Below are 21,948 nucleotides of genomic sequence, written 5' to 3' on the forward strand. Positions count from 1 at the left end.
TATAGTTTATGGAATTTGATAAATCAAGAGTTTACACGGCGGTAAACGCCGATGAGTTGAAAGTTGGGAGTAAATGTTTTTATAGCTGGAATTTAAAGGACTTAAAATATTCTGTTGAACATGACAGGCAACAGGATATAGGTATAGTTACAGAGATTTATGATGAAAGTAATCCTTGGAGATTTCAGATAAACTTTGATATTGATAGAGAGGATATAAGCGATGGAGCTTATGCTCTTATATATCTTCTTGAGCCGCCCCAATTTAACTCTTTTTCAACCTTGGAAAAGATGAAAGAATATATTTTTAGGTTTGGAAATACAATAAAATCAAAAAATGATGAAGAACAATACCTAATGATCGGAAATAGTCTTGATGGAAATGTTTTATTAAAATCAATCAATAATAATGAAATTAAAGAAGTTCCTATTTACGAATTGGTATATGATTATGTATTTATATCTAATGGGTATCCCTTCGGAGAAAATAAAGAAATAGAAAGGTTGTGTAAAAAATCTTAAGGAGTAAAAATATGAGTAATGAAACCGAGATTAACAATCTTTTAATAGGCGATTGTAGAAATCTACTTCCCTCTCTTCCTGATAAGCTCGTTCAATGCGTAGTTACAAGCCCTCCTTATTTTAACTTACGGGATTATGGAGTAGAAGGTCAAATAGGATTAGAGGACTCAGTAGAGGATTATGTTAATTCCTTAGTCAATGTATTCCGTGAGGTAAAGCGGATATTAAAAGATGATGGCACCTTATGGCTTAATCTTGGAGATAGTTATGCAGGAAGCGGCAAGAACAGGAACGCAAAAGGCATAGACTATGGACTTAAAGAAGAATATGAAGATGCACGCCATAAAGGCAGAAGACGAGGAATAATTAAAAAAACGCCTCTTTCCGGGAAACTCAAGCATAAAGATTTAATAGGTGTTCCTTGGAGAGTTGCATTTGCTCTGCAGGATGACGGCTGGTATTTAAGACAGGATATTATTTGGAATAAACCTAATGTCATGCCGGAAGCAGTAAAAGACAGATGTACTAAAAGCCATGAGTATATTTTTCTTTTATCAAAAAATAAAAAATACTATTTTGATAATGAAGCCATTAAAGAACCGGTAGTAAGCATAAAGGGAAACAATAAAACTTTTAGAAACGGCGGAGTTTATACAAAAAAACAGAGCTATTTTAATTCTAAAAAAATAGAAGCAGAAACACATGGTAACAAGCCAAATGAAAGTGGTAAACGCAACAAACGAGACGTGTGGACAATTCCGACAAATCCATATACAGAAGCTCATTTTGCGGTTTTCCCTCCGGCTTTGATACAACCTTGTATTTTAGCTGGAAGCCGTGAAGGAGATATTATACTTGATCCATTTTTTGGTTCAGGTACTGTGGCAGAGGTAGCAGCTTTATTTAACAGGAACTGGATAGGAATAGACATAAACGAAGAATATACCCCTCTGTATAAAAAGAGATTAGGATTATTTTCTTAAAAAATTTTTTAATTCTTTTTTTTAAGTTATGTAACAGAAAAATTTTATTTTGATAGAATGTCGGTATGGAAACTAAAAAGGACGGTAAAGAATTATTAGCCGATATAAAGGCTCTTTTTGACATTCTAAAAGATAAGCGCTCTATGCATGAGGCGGAATGGCAGGATGTTTGTACTTATATAGGCTCTAATGTTTTTGATTGGGATGAGAACAAGGCCGAAATTAAAAGGCCGAAGCGTCATACCGGCCGGCCGTCCGAATATCTTAAAAAGTTGGTATCGGGGCTTATGGGTTACACCATAAGTCCCAATGTTACGTGGTTAAAGCTATCTTTAAACAATAACGAAATGCTTGAATATGCAGGGGTTAAAGATTGGTTAGAACAATCTGAAAAAGCCTTGTATGAGGAGTTCAACAGGAACAATTTATATAGTCAAGTGTCTTTGTTTATAAGCAATGCTGCATCTTTCGGACACGGCGTTATGCTTATAGATGAAAAGAAAGAGAACGCTATAAGGTTTTTAACTATAGCAGAACCCGAAATTTATATTGCAGAAAACGAATACGGAGATATTGATACCGTCTTTAGATATTTTTCTATGACTGTAAAAAACATTATAGCCCGTTTTGGTGAAGAAAACGTAAGCGAGCAGATCAAAAACGATGCAAAGGACATTAAGGGTAAGAATAAAGAGATCAAAATCTTACACGCAGTATTGCCTAGAGATGATTATGATGAAAGCAAGCTCGACAGTAAAAATATGGAGTTTGCAAGCTATTATATAGATATGGACAATAACACGATCTTAGAAGAATCGGGTTATTTTGAATTGCCTTACAGTATTTTTATTTGGGAAAAAGAAACCTCATCAGCTTACGGAGGAAGCCCTGCAAGAGAGGCTATCCCCGATATGAGACTTTTAAACAAGGTAGAAGAAGCAAGGTTAAAGCTCGCTCAGCTAGTGTCTGAGCCGCCTATGAATGTACCTGATTCTATGAGAGGTTTTGAATCGGTTGTTCCTGCAGGATATAACTATTATGAAAGGCCAGATATGATAATGACACCTATCAACATAGGGGCTAACTTTCCTATCACGCTTGAAACCATACAGGATATAGAGTCGAGATTAAGGGATAAGTTCCATGTCGATTTTATGCTTATGTTGCAGGCTCAAACGGCTCAAAAGACAGCAACGGAAGTTATAGAATTGCAGGGCGAAAAGTCAGCTCTTTTATCAAGCTTAATTGTCAATCAAAATAAGGCCTTGTCTGAAATAGTGATAAGAACTTTAAACATTATGTACAGGCAGGGAAGATTCCCGGAGCCTCCCAATATTTTAAACGGCTCGGATGCGGTTTTAAATGTTGACTTTGTAGGGCCTTTAGCACAGGCACAAAAACGCTATCATCAAACGGGAGGAGTACAAACAAGTTTAGCCATATCACAACCCATTATACAAATGAACCCCGAAGTACTTGATTATATAGATACGGACAAGTTACTTAAAAACGTACTCGATACGAACGGATTCCCTCAATCGGCAATAAGAGAAGACGATGAGGTTGCACAATTAAGGGAGCAAAGAGCACAGGCTCAAATGCAGGCTATGCAGGCTCAAATGCAAATGCAAGCCCAAAGCGATATAACGAATAACTTTGATAAACTTAACGAACCGGTAAAAGAAGGCTCGCCTATTCAAGAGTTATCGGAGCAGTTACAAGGGGGATTAGGTGGGGCTAATGAGTAAATGCGTACTTCCGGGCTATGAAACAAGCAGCCCCGAAGAGCAGATAAAGGTTTTAAGAGAAACCTTTAAAAGAGTATTTAAAACCGAGGACGGCAGAATAGTATTCAATGCTCTTTTAAACGATTTATTTTATTTTACTGAGGCAAAGACCGAGGCGGAAAAAGCCTTGTGTGAATATGCAAAATTTTTTTTGAGGGAAAGATTGGGAATTACCAAGACATTGGATATAACCGATGCCTTAATCAATAACCTTGATTGACCTTAAATAAAACAAGGAGTAATGGAATGGATGGACTAGATCAGAACAATGGAAATCAGACACCAGAGGGTAACGGAAGCGGAGAAACACAGGCGACCGGTACATCAGTTTTAGATGCTTTTAAGGGAGCAGGAGCCGGAAGCAATCAGGAACCTACAAATGGGAATGATAATGTTAAGGGCGGACAGGCTAACAAAGAAGCAGAAACTTATGCTTTAAAAGCTTGGGGAGCACAGCTTTCAAAGGAATTAAAGGAAAATGCGGAAGCGGTTAAGGTATTATCCAAATTCGAGGATATATCGGGCCTTGCCAATTCCTACATCGAACTTGAAAAAAAACAAGGAAGCATGCACACAATCCCGGGCGAAAAAGCAACACAAGAAGAACTTGATGCTTTTTATAAAAGATTGGGAAAACCGGAAGCAGCCGATAAGTATTCTTTTGATCAGAAATACGAAGCCGAAAAACGGTTTGCGGAGGCAGCTTTTAAGGCTAACCTATCAGACAGGCAGGCTAAGGAGCTTTATGATTTTTTCATAAACATAGGACAAAGTCAAACAGCTCAATACAAAGAAATTCTTGCAAAAAAAGCACAAGAGACGGATGCCTTATTACAAAAAGAATACGGCAAAGATTTTGAGCAAAAAATGGCTAGCTACACCAAGGGCCTAAAACTTTTAGGAGGCGGTGAAGTTATGAAGCAGCTTGAAGAAACAGGGCTTGCCTATGATCCGGGTTTTGTCAAACTGATGATAAATGCCGGTGAAGCTTTTAAGGAAAGCCAAACCGTGATAGGAAACGGAACGGCAACATCAGGCGGAATAAAATCGGCACGGGAGGGAGGCACCTTTTCTTTTTTTGAAAAATAAAATTTTTATTGGAGGTAATAAATGCCTAATTTATCGATGACGGACAGCATGACAGCATTGGAAGTTATGCGAAGGGCAAACAATCAGGACGGGTTCCATATCGTAGAGCTTATGGCTCAAACGAATGAGATATTGAAAGATATGCCTATGATTGAGGCAAACGACGGCACGGTACACAACACGCTTGTACGTACTTCTTTACGGAGTGGTACACACAGAAAGTACAACGAAGGAATTGCACCGGGAGCTACCACAACCGACACGATCAGAGACCGTATCACAATGCTTGAAGATTACAGCATAGTTGATAAGGACTTGGCAGATCATTCGGGAAACGTAAAGGCTTTAAGAGCAAGTGAAGCCGATGCTTTTTTGCAGGGTATGGGACAAACACAAGCAGAAGAACTTATTTACGGCGACCACGGAAGAAACGAGGCGGAAATTAACGGACTTGCGGTAAGGCTTAATAAGCTTTCCAATAAAAACGTTATGAACGCAGGAGGAAGCGGTAATAAGTGTACATCAATCTATGTATGTGCAGTAGGTAACAGGTTTGCTCACCTCATTTACCCGCGGGGCCGAAAGGACTGCGGAGTTAAAACGGAAGACAAGGGCCTTCAAGACTGGCCTATGGAAAATGGCAAGGTAATGCCGGCCTATGTACAATTCTTTTCAACACATTACGGACTTTCAATCGCTCATCCTGATGCCGTTAAGCGTATTTGTAATATCGACAACACGGTACCGGGAGATAAAATCGTAGAAATGATCCTTGAAGCTATGCTTAGGTTACCGCAGGGAGCTCAAGGCGTATCTATCTATTGTAATCAGGATATGCTGGTAAAAATCGACAAGGCCGCTTGGAGCAAGGGCAATGCCGTATTTACCAAAGAAGATCCGTGGGGAGACATGATAACCCACATCAGAGCAGGAAGATGCCGAAGGGTTGATGCAATTCTTTCAACCGAACAAGCGCTTGTTTAATCGGTAACGGATAATGGGTAATTGGTATTTTTGCCTATTACCCATTGAGTAAAATATTTTTATAAGGAGTTTTAAAAATGGCTAATCTTTGTTTGGATAAACGCTTGGAGCTTTCAAGCGATCAGGCAATTACAACAACGGCAGAAAGTCAAAATGCTATTGATTTTGGTGTGGACTCTTGCAGTGCAGACGGCAAGAGAATTGATTTTAGAATCAAGGAAAAGTTTGTAGGAGGTACATCCTTAAAGTTTATCTTGCAGGATAGTGCAAACGGTACAAGCTTTGAGGATAAGCTTACCTCGCCCGTTTTTAATACTGCAGCATTGGTTGAAAGCCAAAAAGAGCCCTTGTATTCTCTTGTTATCCCTAAAGGCTTACGCCGGTACATCAGGGTTAAGTATGAAGTGAACGGCACTTTTAGTAAGGGCAAGATTCACGCAATTTTGAACACGGAAATGTAAGGAGGTTTTTATGGCTAAGAAAAATAAAACAAAGGACGAGGTAAGGGAAGAGCTAAAAGCCGCAAATCCTCATTTTACCGATGAGCAGATTGATGAACTTTTAGCGGAATCTTTTGACCAGGACGATACCGAAAAAGATAAGACCTTAACCGGAAGCGGTACAGAAGCAGCAGCTTTAAAGGCTGAAATTGAAGCCGAAAGGCTTGCACTCGAAAAGGAAAAAGAAGCCCTAGCCTTGGAAAGATCAGAGCTTGAAAAGGACAGGGCCGAACTTGACAAAAAGCTTACAGGCTTAGGTGAAAAGCTTGATACGGCTTTTACAGGCAAGGAACAAGAGTATGTTTGCAACACTGCATGTACTTTTGACGGAGCCTATTATAGGGCCGGTGATATTTTGGTTACGAGCAAAGAAGTATCCGAATTCTTTGACCCCGTATAGATTGATTACTTTTGAGGCTTTTAAGGCGTGAAAAAGATTAAAAGTTTTTTCTCCTCACTTAGCTTTTACTTTTGATTAACGCCTTAAAGCCTCATCTTTAAAAAGAGGTGAAAGATGAATATAGATAGACAGTTAGCAAACAGGGCCTTATCGGCTGTCGGAGAGCCTCAATTACATGAGACGGACACAACCTCTAAAAGTTTTTTACTTGTCAAAAAATTTTATTTACCTACCATGTTGGAAAGCCTTGAAATGGTTCCGTGGACCAGCGGAAAAAAAAGAAAGAAATTAGAAAAAGATTTATCGGAAAATTACACCGACTATTCGGGAGCTTTTAAACTCCCTATAGATTGCGGGAAAATTATAGAGTTAAAAGATAAAAGCTATTATATCGTTGAAGGCAAAACGCTTTATACGGATTCAAGTGAAGCGGTTTTACTTTATATCACGAACGGAAAATTACCGGAAGGAACGGGAAATGTTGACGATGATTTTCCCGATTACGATCCGCCCGAATATGAGGCTATGTTTTATCAAGCCTTCGAATTAAGGCTTGCAAGTAAATTAGCCTTGGAATTATCGGGTAAGCCTGAATTACATAAAATGCTTTTACAGGAAGCTGCAATGATTGAAGAAGCAGCTTATAGAAATACAAAGACCTTAAGTGCAGGAAAGAAAAAAGGTAATTCCTGGTGGATCGACTGAAAATGAGGCGTATATGTTGATTACGAATTTTGCAGGCGGAGAGGTTAGTAAAAATCTTTATGGACGTATCGATTTACCTATTTATCAAAATAGTGTTTCACGCCTTGAAAACTTTGATATTATGCAAACAGGAGGAATTAAAAGACGAGGCGGAACCGAAAGGATAGGAAAGCTAAAAGGTGAAGCCCGCCTTATTCCGTTTATCGTAAACAATACCTTATCTTTTATTTTTGAAATAGGACCCGAATATATCCGTATTTGGAAAAACGGAACGCTTCTTACTCTTGCAGGTTTTCCTGTAGAGTTTACCCCTACCCCCGATTTACCGCTTTATCAAAAAAGCGACTTACAGGAAATTCAATATGCTCAAACCTATGATAGTCTTTACTTGGCACACAGGTATTATAAGCCTTATGTAATAAAATGGCAGGGAGGCGATACTTTTACATTTGGAAGCCTTAACATTACCGGCAATGCTCACAAGCTGCCGTTCCAAGGAAGCGACAACTACCCTGCTTGTGTTGCTCTTTTTCAAGGCCGGTTATTTTTTGCAAGCACGATAAGGGAGCCGCAGAAAATTTGGGCCAGCAAAGTTTTTGAATACGAAAACTTTACTTATTTTGATACAATCGTTTCTAAAACTACACAACTTAAAAATCCTGACTTGCGTATTTTTAGTGCAAGAGCAACAAAGGATAGTGATATATTAACCGAGCTTACGAAAGATTTTACGGATATCGCAAACATCACAGATTATTACGTATCAGGACATAAGGGTATACCTAAAGATACTAAGGTTTTATCGGTAAGCTCGGACACAATGAAGTTATCAAAACCTGCAACAGTCGATAAAGAAGATATAGTCTTATCCATTCATCTTTGGAAAAATGCAGACAGCCCGCAGGCAGATGATTACAAGGACATAGAAATAATTAACAATGTTACAGCCCCCGATCATGCTTTTTATTTTGAAATAGGAAGCGATAAAAACGACAAAATAAAATGGATTACTCCATCGAAAGATTTAATTATAGGTACCGAAAGCTCTGAATGGATTTTAAGCGAGGGAGTTACAGCTCAAAGAATAGAGGTACAATTACACAGCCGATACGGAGTTGCAGATTTTCAAGGCTCTTTAATAGGACGATCGGTAATTTATATAGGACAAGGAGGCCGTACTTTAAGGGATTATGCTTATGACTACCAAGAGCGTACCTATAAATCTATTGACCTTACGCAGGCAGCCTCACACCTGCTTATCGAAAGTAAGGCGGTAGATTTTGATTATACAAACTCGCCCGTACAAAAGATTTATTTATCGCGTGAAGACGGAACGGCTTGCGTTTTACTTTACGACAAGAATACCGGTATTGCAGCGTGGAGTAAGATTATTTTAGGGAACGGAAAAATTAAAAATATAGTTACGGTTCCGGGCCTTGAAGGATTTGATGATGTTTATTTTGAAGTTGAACGAGGCGATAAATTCTATCTTGAAAAAATTGCAGAAAAAGAAAGAGATAAAACAATTTACCTTGACTCATTTAGTAAATACAACGCAGAAACTGAAGCGGATGAATACGAGTTATCAAGCGTATTTATCCCTGACGGAAGAAAAATCTTTAAACTAGCAGAACTTCCTGATGAATACAAGGATTTTTCAAAAGAGATGTATATAGGTTATGAGTATACCTCCACAGTTGAAAGTTTACCTGTTATTAACAGCGCAGACAACAACAAAAAGCGGATTGCAGCTTTATTGATAAGATTTTTAGACTCTTATTTACCGCTTGTAAGTCAGACGGAAACAAGGGATCAGACTATATATGAGGATGAGCCTTTTAGCGGTGTTGTTTCGGTTCCTGTTGAGGGGAATTTTAATAGGGATGTTTTTTTTAAACTTGAAATGAAAAGGCCGGAGCGGTGCGAGATTTTGGCCGTTAATGCTAATTTAGCTTAAAGGAGTGTTTTACATGGGGTTAATGTTAGGATTAGGTTTAACTTTTGGTGCCTTAGGTGCAGGTTTTAGTATTTTTCAAGGCTGGAATAGAGCGCAAGAAGAACAAGAAGAAATAAGAAGACGGAAGGAAGAAGAGCGGCGTATGAGGGAGGCTCAAATTGCAGAGCAAAGAGCGGCCGCAGAACGTGAAATAAATTATGCTAAGTCCGTTTTTAAGATAGAACAAGAAGACGCTTTTAGAAAGGCAGATGACATATGGCATCAGGGCGAGCGCATAGACATGAGAGCAGACCTTGACGAAACCTTAACAGGGAGAACCTTTAATCTTGCGATAAAACAAAACAACGCACAGGATGAAAGCCTTCTACATCAAGAACAAAGAGGTAAACAGAATTTTCAAAACACGCAAGGCTCTTTTAAGGCTGCATTGGGTACAAGCGGAGTAAGAGCCGGAGCTAACTCAAGCGAAGGATTGTTAAGTCAAAATGAAGAAAATTTTAATCAGGACCTAGCCCTTATGAAAAAACAGAGAGAAACGCAAAAGGAAATAAGCCTTATGAGTGCTTTTAGTAGTTTAAAGGGCGGTATGTTTAGAATAGATGAAGAAAGAGATGCAGCCAACAAGGCCTTTAGAGATTCAAAGCAATTAAGGGCAGATTACTCTGAGGGCGGACGAGCTGTCAATTTGTTTAATCAAAAAATAGCAAACCGCAGGGCCGACTTAGAGGGAAGTATAGATTTGCAAAACCTAGGCGGATTTTTTAAGCAGCAGGCTATGCAGAGGGCTTATGACAGAGCCGAGTATTCTTTTTTGGATGGATTAACAGACCTTTTCGGAGGCTTTAGTGCAGGATTCGGCCTTGCCGATAGGGGCCTAACATTTTATGATAAGTGGAGTAATAAAGATCCGGAGGCTTACAAAAAAATACAGAGAAACCCTATGAAAAATATGCTTTCATCGGGGCTAACGGACTCTTTGCGTTCATTAAGTTCGTTGAGAGGAGGTTTTTAGTATGGGTAGACGGGGAATTTTTGATGCTTTTCAAGCGGCCGCAGGTGCGGTAGATACGGTTTTAAATGCAGCAGATAAACGGCTGGAATTAAAGGCTCAAATGGAAGTGCAGGATGCAGCTCTTAAGGATATGGAAGCCTTCAATCAATTTACCATTGATATGCAAAACAGCAACGACTGGGAAAACTACGAGAAAAATTGGGAAGATTTTAGGGTAAAGGTGCATAACGATACATATAAGAGTTTATCAAGTCCTTTTGCACGAAGAGTGTATGACAGTCAGTACAAGGAAGCCGAAATGAAACAAAGGCTTTTAGTTAAAAGTATTGCCAATCAAAAGATGAGAGCTCAAGATTTTACTAAAGGGTTTGATTATATCAACAATGTTATTTTAAGCAATTCTTTTGCAGATAAAGAAGAAATAGATGAAACCGGGAATAAATTTATTAAAACCGGCAGCCGGCAAAAAAAGGAATTGATAGACACTAAACTTTATACCATGTATGATGCAGGCTTATTGGATTATGAACAGTTTAATTTGGCTATGCGAAACTCTTATGCAAGCCTTATGAATCATGACATGGTAACTTTCGGAAAAAACTTAATCGATAAGGGAGCCTCTATTGAGGAGGTAACCTCTAAATTACAAGAATACAAAAATGAGTTTGTAACTGTTGCAGGAGGAAGGATTACGGAAGAAGTCGTAAAAGGAAAAGCAACGGAAGAAGTAGAAAAATATTATTATAAACAAAGAAGTATAAAATGGCAAAAGGCTGAAAAAGAAGAAGTTAAAAATTGGACTAATGTATTATCACTGGTTCAAAATGGTAAGATTATAGACGCTAGAAGTCTAGCCGAAGGAAGAATAAATGAATTACAAAACATTCAAGCTCAATCGGGAGAGGCAATAAATCCTAATACAGCTGATTTATATACTCAAAAATACTATGATTTTTTACAAAATATCGACAAATATATAAAATCAGGTAGTCCTTTAGCTGCATTGGGTTCTTTGGATATAAAAAAATTTGCTGCCGTTTATGCAGAAAAATGGAAGTACGGAATGGATGCTTATGATAAAAATGGAGGAAAAACTCATGTCAGTGCAAACGAAGTTAAAGATCAAATGTTGATCGATATAGATAAAATAGCTAAAATAAAAGGAGTACCGGCAGCTTATGTATTTCCGGGAGTCATCGAAGAATTTTATAAACAGATAGAAGATGTTTTACCTCCGGGATTAAAAGAGCCTGTAAAAAAATATAAAGAAACATACGATACTCTTAGAAAGGCTCAATTAGGCGTAGATAAATTACCGCCTGAAGAACAAAAGGCCGCTTTAGAAAATGCAGGAAATTTTGTTGAAGGATTGTTGAATATTGTAGGACAGTCAAGATATCCTGATTTAGCCAATAAAGACTTATTGGCTTTAATGGAAAAGCAATCAGGAAAAAATACAGCAAAAATGTTTGATTCATACACAGGTTCAAGCGGTGCCTTGTGGTGGAAAAAAGAATCAGCCGAAAACTTAGGCAAGCTAGTAGCAGAAACAACTCAGCCGGGAGTTATTACTAAGGATAGAACTGGAACTATAGTTATCAGAGAAGAAGCTAAAGCGGCCGTTGCAGCTCATGAAAACGATTTAAGACGAGAAACAGCTATTGCTTTAGGCTTGAACCCTAACGATGAAAAGGATATAGGCAAGCTATCTATTTTCCATGATACGGAAGCAAATAGAATTTATTGCACATATGGAACAAAAGCCTCTTACTTTGAAACCGACAAGAACGGTAAAGCTGTATTAAGAACAGTTGATTGGGAAACTAAGGAAATTAAAACTACAGAAAAGTTATCTGAAGAAGTCAGACAGGATAAAAAAGATGCAAAAATAGAAGCAGAGAAAAAAGCGATTGATAAACTAACCCATTCCGGTTTTAAAGCTGAAAGCATACAACGGGATATTAAACCTTTTTATGATAAGCTTAATACTCAAGAAGATAGACAACGCTTTTTGCAATTATATAACGCAATAAATCAAAGAGAAAAAGATAAAAATATAGGTAGAGGTTACAAACTCAATAAAGATGAAGTCATTCAAGCCTTCAAAAAAGAAATTTCACCGGTTGATATAATCAATGAAAGTTTAATTAAAACTATGAGTCCTAAAATAAAAGCAGAATATGATAAATTATCGGATGAAGAAAAAATAAGGTTTATTCAAAACTACAAAAAAGAAAAGAAGGACTTTAGGCACTCAAACAAAAGTATGAGTAGTTTTTAAATTAAGGAGGAATAATAATGAGCGACTTTAACGATATAATTTTAGGACAAAATCAAGGAAGACGAGGACAGACGACTTATCACTATTTAGACTTTGGACAACCCAACACTGTTTTTGATAATAATAGGTTTGAAAAGAAAAATACAGATTTATCTTTTTTGAATTCACAAAATCAGATAAGAGAAATAGAGGAAAGAGAAAAAAAACGAAAAAAGAATCAAGATAGGTATTTAATCAATTTGAGTGATGAAGAATATGAAATACTAAATACGGCGATTGCAAATGCTGAAATACCTGAAGATGAAGCCTATAGATTTGCTTCTGCATATAAATATTCAAAACAATTTAACATGCCTTTATCCTACACTTATGAGCACTTGGAAGATTTGAATAACTGGTGGTTAGGGCCGGTCAAAAAAACGCCTCAAAGTGCTTTTACTTCCATAGTCAATAGTTTTTCTTTGGGAAATAACACCGTAAAATTAGGAGGGCTTGGAGCCCAACTTTTAAAGGCAGAACATAACGGCGATGTAAAAGAAATTCAAAGGTTGCAAAATGAAATAAAAGAGATAGAAGAAGATAATGAATATCTAAAAGATGATATGCCCCGTACATGGTTCACCAAGTTATTACAATCAGGAGCACAAACGATCCCTTTTTCGGCTCATGTTTTTATTCCTTCTGCTTTAGGTTCTATAATTGCACCCGGAATAGGAACGGCCGCAGGTTTTGCCAGATCGATGGAAATGCAAACAGGACTTGAATATTTAGACTTGAAAAAAGCAGGAGTAAAACCGGAACTTGCTAAAAAAATGGCTGTAATGTCGGGAGGCTTACAAGCAGCTATTGAAGTATTTTTAGGAAATGTTGCAAGTATTACAGGCAAGGGATTGGGAGCGGATAAGATAGTCAGTAAAATGATTACAAGACTGAACGCCAAAGGAACAATGGGAAATATTGCTAAGGGATTACGGCATTATGGAGTAGATACATTTAGTGAAGGAGTTGAAGAAGCAGTACAGGAATTAGTAAGCGCAGGCACAAAAGAATTAGCGGCCGTCTTACAAGGTGAAGGTGTTGAAACAGACGATGCATGGACTATTGCCGGTAATGTTTGGGAAAGTTTTACGGGCGGTATTACTGCTTCTTTGGTATTGGGTGTACCGGGAGCCGTAAAGTTTACAAATGCAAATGTGCAGGAAGCAAGCAATTTAAAAAAATCGGCAATAGTAAATCCTTCAAAAGAGGACTTTATCAGAAAGAATAAAGATAATGTTATGTTTGAAGGCATGACTGATGAAGATAAAAAAGAAAACCTTGACAATATCTATGAAGCACAAAAGCAAGCCCGTGAAAGTTTTCAAAAAGCAAAAATTAACGATTATGATGAATGGCTTCATGAAAACGCCAGAATTGAAGGCGAGGAAATGAGGGATAAGGAAGGTAATATAATCTATGAAACAGACGAACAAGGAAACATCATAAAAGAACAAGATGAAAACGGAGAAGAAAAGCCCGTACCCAAAAGATGGGGCAAGGCAGCCGATGTTGTAAGACATGGTGATAGGCTTTATATTACAGAGGGGCAAAGACACGAGAAAGCAAACGGGAATATAGAGGGCGAGTATATAGTGGGAGACCCCACGCAGGAAACCGAATATAACGATTACGGACATATTTATTATTCCTTTGACAAGGAGAAAAACACCGTAACGATTAAAAATGTAAGAGTTCAAAGCGATGAATACCAAGGCATTATAAAAGAATTTGTAAGAGACTTTGGAGAGAAATTTGAGGGTGCAAAAATTGAATGGAATCCTAAAGGTGAAACTTTACAAAAGATTAAGGCTGAACTTATAGCCGAAAACCCGAACGGAAAAGAAAACGGCCTACAGTATTTTACAAAAAAAAGCTCGGATGAAATACGAGAAAATATAAAACTTGCCGAACGCTTAAAAGAAACAATGCCTAACTTAACCGATGAGGAAAGGCACACGGCAACGGTTATTTTTGATGCCTTGGCTAAGGGTGCCGGGATGGACGCTCAAACTTATTTAGATACATACTATTCTGATGAGATTCTAACTAACACAGCCCCCGCCGACCTTGAAAAGATAGCAGCGCAGGAAGAAATAGATACTAAGGATATAAAGGGAGCGGCAGCCTTTAAAGAAATTCAAGGAGATATAAAGGCTTTAGTTTATGTAGGTAAGAAGGCAGATTTTAGTACATTTGTGCATGAGACCGCCCATGTTGCACGAAAGACTTTAAAAGGAGACTTATTAACGCAAGCGGAAGCGGCTTTTAATGTAAAAGACGGGAAATGGACAAGAGCACAGGAAGAAGAATTTGCACAAGGATTTGAACAATACTTAAAAGAAGGCATAGCCCCTACAGAGGAATTAAAAAACATATTCCAAAAGGCAGCCGAATTTTTAAGCCGTATTTATAAGAACTTAAAAGAGATAATAGGCATAAATGATGATATACGCAAGGTATATGATGAACTTTTAGGAAAAGATAACAGTGTCTTAAAACAGGCAGAAAAACACATAGATACTGAAAGTAAGAGCAATAGTGTATTTATAAAAAATGTTTTATCGTCAGTTGATGCAGTAAAACAAGCTCTTGAAGATGTAAAAAATACAGATATAAAGAATAAAGAAACCGGTATTACAGCCCGCGTATCTTCTACAGGGATAAATAAGATGACAAGCAATAAGGCAGTAGAAAAATCGGAGAAGAACGGGTTTACGCGTAAAGAACATTACGGAGCAGTTGCAGAAATAAAAACTCTTTATGAAAAAGCTAAGTTAGTTAATACTCATACAGATATAAAAGATGAACGCTCGAATATAGTAAGTATAAAACGCTTTACAGCAGCCTTAACATTAGCAGACGGTAAAAGCGGCGAAGCTCTTATAACGCTAAAAGAAACCGAAGAACACGGACATAGAATATACTCACTTGAGCTTGATGAAATAATTAAGCCTGAGCAAAGATGGGGAGTTAAAAATGAACAACCCCAAAGGTGGGAGACGGCTAAAAACAGCGGCACACCCACGGCTCAGGCTGATTCTATTATAGCCGAAACTACCGAAGCCGTCAATACTAAAACAGAAAAAGGCAAGATAAACGAGGCTTATGAAAAAGCTACAGAGGCGGCAAGAGAAACCGTCCAACAAGATATAAAGGCAGCAGAAGAGATAAAAGAGGATATAAGATTAAACGGTGCACAGTATGAAGCTGAAACTATCGAATATTATAAAAAGTATCATCCTGATCTTGATGATGAGGCTATAAAGACAAAAATACGGGAGGAAGCAAAAAGATCACATACAAGTTATGAGGAGTTTAATAGAAACAGGGCTCTTGAACAAAGACGGCTTAACGAGATGGGAGATGTATTTTTTCAAACAGAGCCCACAAAAGAAGAGTTAAAAGAAATAGACGATGTGAGGGCTAGGTATGAAAATAGTGATAAATGGCTGAAAGCTCCAAACGGGGAAGATACTAATTTAGACGAGGATCAATGGTTACAGGTTAGAACAGATAGCTTTAAGAAGTGGTTCGGCGATTGGGAAAATGATTCTGAAAATTCAAGTAAGGTGGTTGATGAAAACGGCGAGCCTTTAGTTGTGTATCATGGGACACGTCATGAGTTTGATACTTTTAAACAGAACGGAGGATTTAGTCAGGGTAGCTATCTAAATAAAGATCAAAAAGCCTTTTTTTTCGGAAATTATGAAGTTGCAGAAATGTATGGAAACGGCATTATTATGCCTGTATTTTTAAATATTCGAGATGCAAATCATATTGATGTTGAATATGAAATAAATGAGCTGTTATCAGGTGAAGGATATGACAGTGAAGAAGAAGCCGAAGAAGACGGATATCCTATTAAAATTTGGAAAGGAGAAGAAAGAAGAGAGCTTGAAGCAAATGACAGTGCAACCGCTTATTTTGACTACTACGCACAAGATATTTATGAAAACGCAAAGGAAGATGAAAGAGACGGTATTATAGTAGACGGCACCGATGGTTCACATATATACATTGCTTTTGAATCCAATCAAATAAAATCGGCCGTAGATAATGAGGGTTCTTTTGATGCCGGAAATGATAATATCTATTTTCAAACAGAGGTAGAAACCTATAAGGATACGGCCGAGGCTGCGGAATCGGGAGGAGAAGAAGCTGCGAGGGAGCATTTAGAAAGAATTGTTATTGGAGAAAATCCAAGTGAAGCCTATAAGTTTTTATATTCAAATAATGAAGAAAGAGCTAAGGCCGATAAGGTCTACAGGGACGCTTTATCGCCTGAGCTTGAAAAAGCTTTACAAAAAGATTTAAAAGACGAAAACGTTAAAAACGATACATTCCTTAAAATGATGGAAAACCGTGAAGCTATTCGCGAGTTTATGAAAGCTTATATAAAAGCAGAAAATCAAGGCTTTACGGAACTAAAAAATTTAATGCAAAACTCAGACGGGGCATTTTCTACAATCGCATACCAAATAACAAACGGTAAACCTTTAACCGAAAAACAGTATAATTTAGCCTTGAATTATATTAAAGAGGATTTACAAGGCTTTAGAAATATTTTTGCAGAACTTAACGGATTTACTGCTTTACGAAGTTTAACAGAAAAAGAGAAAGCATGGACTGAAACTTACGCAAAGGCGGTTAGTGAAAATCATGCAGAGGAAAAACATAAGCCTAAGTCCAGGGCTGAAATTCAAGATGAGATGTTTGTTGAGGAAATTGAAGATACTGAAAAAGTATATGAATTTATAAAAGAAGCGGCAAATATTTACTATTTTGATTTTGATAACTTTAAGCCGGCAGACGAGCAAGAAGCGGATTACCGTGATGATTTAAAACGAAAACAATCAAGAATAAATAGAGAGATGAAAAATCACGCATGGAAAAGCCAAATGTCAAATGCTTTTAGAGGCAAGAGTTTTTCCGAAAATTCCATTAAAAATATTCAAGGGCAAATGAGAAATAGTCCTCGCTCTTATCGTTCTCTTTATGCAGATATCATGGGCCGTGAAGATATGAAAGTTAAAGATGCCGATACAACCGATGCAATTATTACTACAAAACTTAAAAGTAGGCCTGATATAGGTATTAAGTTGGATGAATTAAAACTTGAAAATATGAGCCCTGCAGAAAAGCAACGACTTCTTAAGGCAATCAATAATAAGGAAATGGAAGATCGAATCAATAAGGGAACAATCACAAGTGAGGACATAAAACAGATAGAAGAACTTATCAAAGAAAAAAATAAAAATATAAAAGAGCTTGAAAAACATATTGCCGAATTAAAAGAAGATAACGCATACGATAGCCGGATTATTCACAATTTGGAAGAACAATTAAAAAATGAAAGAATAAATAGAAAAGTCTTAACCGATACGGTTAAAGCCCGTGATGTTGCTTTAAAAGCAGTTATGAAAAGAATAAACTTAAAAGTATGTAACGCCGAAGAAGCCGAAGCCTTAGCAGCAGTTCAATGGTTTTTAAAAAAAGAGGCACAAAAAGCTTTAAATGCAACAGTAGATAAAGATGATCCCAGAATAAGGGAAGCTTATGCACTATGGTCAACAAGTCAGGAATACCGGCAAACATTAGGTAGAATGTCAGGAAACAAAAAAGGCTGGGAGACTTTAAGAAACCTTCTTGAAAATAAACCTATCGGAGAATGGACGGCCGATGATAAAAAACTCGCACGAAGACTAATACCGGCTCGCAATAAGTTTTTTAGCCTGGGTATCTATAACCGTACCGAAAAGAACTTTTTAGACATGAAAACAGAGAATTTAACGGATGAGCAAATAGAAAAACTAGCCTCAACCGTTTTACCTGAATCAATGCTTGCTAAATTAAAACACCAGCCTTTAAGTCAATGGACTGTTGATGAGCTTATAGACTTAGCAAAGGTTATAGAAAAAACTTATAGAGAGGGGCGACAAAAATATTCTGCAAAAAAAGCAACAGAAAAATTTGAAGCTGCTTTAATTAGAGATATGGGTATAAAAAACTTTATACACAAAAAAGGATTTGATGAAAAGGCAGCAACTTGGAGCGATGCGGAAAAGCAAAAAAAAGGCGGCTTACAGAATTTGAGGTTAAAATTAAAGTATGCAGCCATGAGGCCTTACGCTTTTATAGAAATGCTTGACGGCGGAAATCGAGGCGTTCTATATGACTTATTGGAATTTGAACAGCGAGAATGTTACAATAGGTTTAAAGCAGGAATGGATACCCGCTTAAGTAATTTTAACGAGTTTATGGAAAAAAACGGATTAAAAGTTGCAGACCTAGAAAAAAAAATATTGTTTGAAAATTTTTATGTAGGAAAAGATAAAAAGGATTTAACATTAAGTGTAAGTGAGATAATAGGAGCCTACCTTGCCGGTTTTGACGAAAAGAGCCGGGCCGCCGTCCAATACGGAAACTTTGCAGAGCAAGACGAAAGAGATATTGCTAAGCAATCAAACAGCTATGGAGCATTAGATACTTTTTCCGAAATGCGATACGGCAGGGTTCTTGAAAAAGCAGAAGACCTAATCCGGGGCGATGAAAGGATTAAAAACTTTGTAGATTATTTAAAAAAAGAATACAAAGCCGAGGGTATCAGATTAAAAGACCACAACCGCACTGTAAATAATATTATCACAGAAATAAGAGATGATTACTTTCCAATGTTAAGGCTTGATGTATCAGGAGAGGAAGATGCCCGAAAAACTCAAAAAAAGATTGTGGGAGAGCACGCAACAGGCACAAGGCACGGTATAGAAAAAGGACAGACTAAGGCGCGTATTGATATAGGAAAAGGCAATCAATCACCTATTAAGCTGAACGCAGTAAATACGTTTTTAGAAAGTATAGAAGCAAACGAAAGACTTTATGCTTATGACAAATATGCTCAAAAATTAAACAGGGTTATAAAAGGTTATGATTCAAAACAATTTAGGAGAACTCTTGAAACAGCCTACGGAAGCGAGGCGTTAAGGTACCTTGATAAACAGGTAAATACGATTATAGATCCAACAGCCGGAAGGGTTTATTCCGATACGGATAAGATGTTAAGAATGTTACGGGGTAATACGGCAGCCGCTTATCTAGGCTGGAAAATGTCAGGTATTATAAAGCAAGGCTTAACAAGCCCTGCTCCATTTATGCAATATGTCAATCCCATATCTTACGCAAAGGCAGCCTTAGATTTGACAGTGCATAATAAGGAAATGATGGAATTTATTCATTCACATAGTAAACTAATGCAGGACAGAAGCTTTGATATGATGCAGGGTATAGTAGATGAACTTGCAAAAGAAGCTAAGACTAAGGGCGGTAAAGCCATTACCAAATTACAACAAAAAGGCATGGAGGGCTTAGAGTGGATAGACAAGGCTTGTGTTGCTCCGGGTTGGCTTGCAGCTTTTAGAGAAAAAAAAGCAATGCTTGAAAAAGAAAACTCAAACCTTGAAAAGCCATTAACCGATTTAGAAATAGATTTACAAGCCACGCAATGGGCCGATGATGTATTGGTAAGAACTCAACCGTCAGGAAGAGCCGAGGAGTTAGCCCCACTTTTTAGAGAAGGCGGTGAGGCTTTAAGAATGTTACTGCAATTCCAAAGTTCTCTTAATGTCATCTATAACAATATAAGGCATGATCTACCAAATGCAATTAAAAATAAGCAATATGCAAGAGCCGCAGGAATAATTACAGGTTACGCCTTAGCCGGTATTGCAGTGGGTGCGGTTACCGAAGGTTTTGGAGACGATGAAGATGAACCTGAAGATAAAATACGCCGAGGAGTTTTTTATGCCTTTACACAAGCCACGGACAGCGTACCTTTAATCAACGGAATGATAACAGGCTTTGCAGAAAAAGCAATCACAGGTAAGACAAAATATAGAGGCAACTCGAATGTGTTTGTTGCTGCAGAAAAATTTATAGACGGTTCAAAAGCTTTAACCGATGCAGATATTAAAAAAGCGGCTCAAAAATATTGGGAGGCATCAGCCCTTACATTGGGATTACCAACATCAGGAGTAAAAGAAGCCTTTTATGCAGGCGAGCAGATTATAAACAGTGAAGCGCCTAGTGCCTTATGGGGCAGGAGGAAATAATGAATTTACAATCAAATGATAAAAGCCATGAGGCTTTGACAGTGGGAAGTTTAAAGGTTTTAGGCAATATAGACAGCGGAATTATAAATTCTATTCATACACATTTACAAAGTTCGGATGCTGCACAGTCTAAGATCATTGCCGATATTGAAAAACTGCATGAGAATATATCGGCTGACGGGGTTATTACGGCGAATGAAAAGCAGATTTTAAAAAAAGAAGTAAGCATTATCGAAACGGAATATCCTATTATTTTACAAAAAGCAGAAAAAGCAAAAAAAAGTGAATCAGAGATAAATGCTTATAAAGCAGCTTTTAAGGCTTTAAGAGATTATCTTTTTGTAGAATTAAAAATCTTTGATGAGATGTCTGAAGCTTTAGAGGTTGATAGAGAGGCTTTTAATAAAAAATTTGCAGATTATTATAAGTCCAGGGCGGTACTGCAAGTTGCAAGCGATGCCGAAAATAATTTATCTTTCCCTCCCGACACCGACCTTTTAGGCCTCATCAACTTTGACGAAACTCCGCAGGCCCTACCCACCCCCGATCCATCATTTACCGCTTGGCAATCTAAAATAATCGAGTACGACTGCACGAACAGGGCAGAAATCAAAATGACTTTTGAAGAGGCCGTGAATAATGTAATTATTCTTTCGGGAGAATTAAAAAATGATTTTACATTACAATTATTCTTTAACAAACAAAACGGCAATGGAGCAAAGCAATATTTGATTGTTTACAAACTGACAGGAAATTTTAATGTTAAGATTGAGACGGAAGAAGCCGACACAAACAAAATATCACAAAACATAAATGCCGAAACATTCGGGCTGGGTTGTTATGCAGTCGTTGATTTTAGAGGGAATGTGTGGGCTTTTGAGGGCAATATCAAGCAATCCTTAATTGATGAGATTTTACAAAATACAGAAAACACGCTCAATAATACAGCTCTTCAAGCAATAACAAATTTTCAAAATGAAGTAAACAGTTTTTTTATTGCAGAAAAAAATAAAATGCTTCTCTTTATTCAAGAAAAAACAAACGAACTGGAAAATGCTCACAAAGACCGACTTATCAAAGAGTCAGGCCCTATCGGCGAAATTAGATACTTCACCGGCAAAAAATATACTTACGGCTATTTATATGCCAACGGCTATTCGTTTATTCCGGAACTTTACCCCGAATTTTATCAATTCTGGCTTGAAAATTTTGGGAATAAGAATAAGAAAAACTATCTGGGCTATGATGCTTTCGGCTATCCAAAACTGCCTGACTTAAGAGGCGCAGCATTACGAGCTGTCGATGACGGAAGCGGCCGAGGCGGAGCTAGCTTAGCTCTGGAGTATCAGGGCGACGCCATAAGGAATATTAGGGGTCGTGTTGGCGTTCAGGGTAACGATGGGTACCCCAATGTTACAACCGGAGTATTTCAAACACTAGATACAGGTTATATTGACTCCGGAACATCTCAAAGCAGTAGTTACTTAAGACTTCTAGGATTTAATGCTTCAAAAGTCGTCCCTACAGCCGAAGACAATAGAGTTAAATCATACGGGGTATACCCCTTTATAAAAGTTATATAAGG

The 21,948-nt window shown here is 37.6% G+C and carries 14 protein-coding genes; all 14 read left to right on the forward strand.

Annotation, left to right across the window (positions count from 1 at the left end; translation table 11 throughout):
- Positions 1-8: 8 nt before the first annotated feature.
- Positions 9-521, forward strand: a complete 513-nt coding sequence (locus tag E4O07_RS07635; protein WP_253684865.1) for a hypothetical protein — start codon at positions 9-11, stop codon at positions 519-521.
- An 11-nt stretch (positions 522-532) separates the two neighbouring features.
- Positions 533-1,504, forward strand: coding sequence for a DNA-methyltransferase (locus E4O07_RS07640; protein ID WP_253684866.1), 972 nt, complete (start codon positions 533-535; stop codon positions 1,502-1,504).
- A 65-nt stretch (positions 1,505-1,569) separates the two neighbouring features.
- The gene (locus E4O07_RS07645; RefSeq protein ID WP_253684867.1) at positions 1,570-3,252 is read left to right on the forward strand and encodes a portal protein; all 1,683 of its coding nucleotides are present in this window, start codon (positions 1,570-1,572) and stop codon (positions 3,250-3,252) included.
- Positions 3,245-3,511, forward strand: a complete 267-nt coding sequence (locus tag E4O07_RS07650; RefSeq protein ID WP_253684868.1) for a hypothetical protein — start codon at positions 3,245-3,247, stop codon at positions 3,509-3,511. Before E4O07_RS07645 ends, E4O07_RS07650 begins: the two co-directional genes overlap by 8 nt.
- A gap of 26 nt (positions 3,512-3,537) precedes the next feature.
- Positions 3,538-4,380, forward strand: coding sequence for a hypothetical protein (locus E4O07_RS07655; protein ID WP_253684869.1), 843 nt, complete (start codon positions 3,538-3,540; stop codon positions 4,378-4,380).
- 21 nt (positions 4,381-4,401) lie between these two features.
- Positions 4,402-5,364, forward strand: a complete 963-nt coding sequence (locus E4O07_RS07660; protein ID WP_253684870.1) for a major capsid protein — start codon at positions 4,402-4,404, stop codon at positions 5,362-5,364.
- 77 nt (positions 5,365-5,441) lie between these two features.
- Positions 5,442-5,825, forward strand: a complete 384-nt coding sequence (locus tag E4O07_RS07665) for a Bbp16 family capsid cement protein (RefSeq protein WP_253684871.1) — start codon at positions 5,442-5,444, stop codon at positions 5,823-5,825.
- A gap of 10 nt (positions 5,826-5,835) precedes the next feature.
- Positions 5,836-6,264, forward strand: coding sequence for a hypothetical protein (locus E4O07_RS07670; protein ID WP_253684872.1), 429 nt, complete (start codon positions 5,836-5,838; stop codon positions 6,262-6,264).
- Positions 6,265-6,378: 114 nt separating this feature from the next.
- Entirely contained in the window at positions 6,379-6,969 is a 591-nt protein-coding gene (locus E4O07_RS07675) for a phage connector family protein (RefSeq protein WP_253684873.1), read from the forward strand.
- Between the two features lie 13 nt (positions 6,970-6,982).
- Entirely contained in the window at positions 6,983-8,926 is a 1,944-nt protein-coding gene (locus E4O07_RS07680) for a phage tail protein (protein ID WP_253684874.1), read from the forward strand.
- A gap of 13 nt (positions 8,927-8,939) precedes the next feature.
- Complete coding sequence (locus E4O07_RS07685; protein WP_253730546.1) at positions 8,940-9,938, forward strand: hypothetical protein; 999 nt, start codon at positions 8,940-8,942, stop codon at positions 9,936-9,938.
- A gap of 1 nt (position 9,939) precedes the next feature.
- Positions 9,940-12,219: a hypothetical protein gene (locus E4O07_RS07690; RefSeq protein ID WP_253730547.1), complete on the forward strand. Its 2,280-nt coding sequence runs from the start codon at positions 9,940-9,942 to the stop codon at positions 12,217-12,219.
- Positions 12,220-12,236: 17 nt separating this feature from the next.
- Entirely contained in the window at positions 12,237-20,363 is an 8,127-nt protein-coding gene (locus E4O07_RS07695) for an ADP-ribosyltransferase-containing protein (protein WP_253684877.1), read from the forward strand.
- Positions 20,363-21,946 carry a phage tail protein gene (locus E4O07_RS07700; protein WP_253684878.1) on the forward strand — a complete coding sequence of 528 codons (1,584 nt, stop codon included), beginning with the start codon at positions 20,363-20,365 and terminating at the stop codon, positions 21,944-21,946. The genes E4O07_RS07695 and E4O07_RS07700 overlap by 1 nt, the downstream gene beginning before the upstream one ends.
- Positions 21,947-21,948 lie beyond the last annotated feature (2 nt).

The organism is Treponema sp. OMZ 798 (assembly GCF_024181385.1).
Taxonomy (GTDB): domain Bacteria; phylum Spirochaetota; class Spirochaetia; order Treponematales; family Treponemataceae; genus Treponema_B.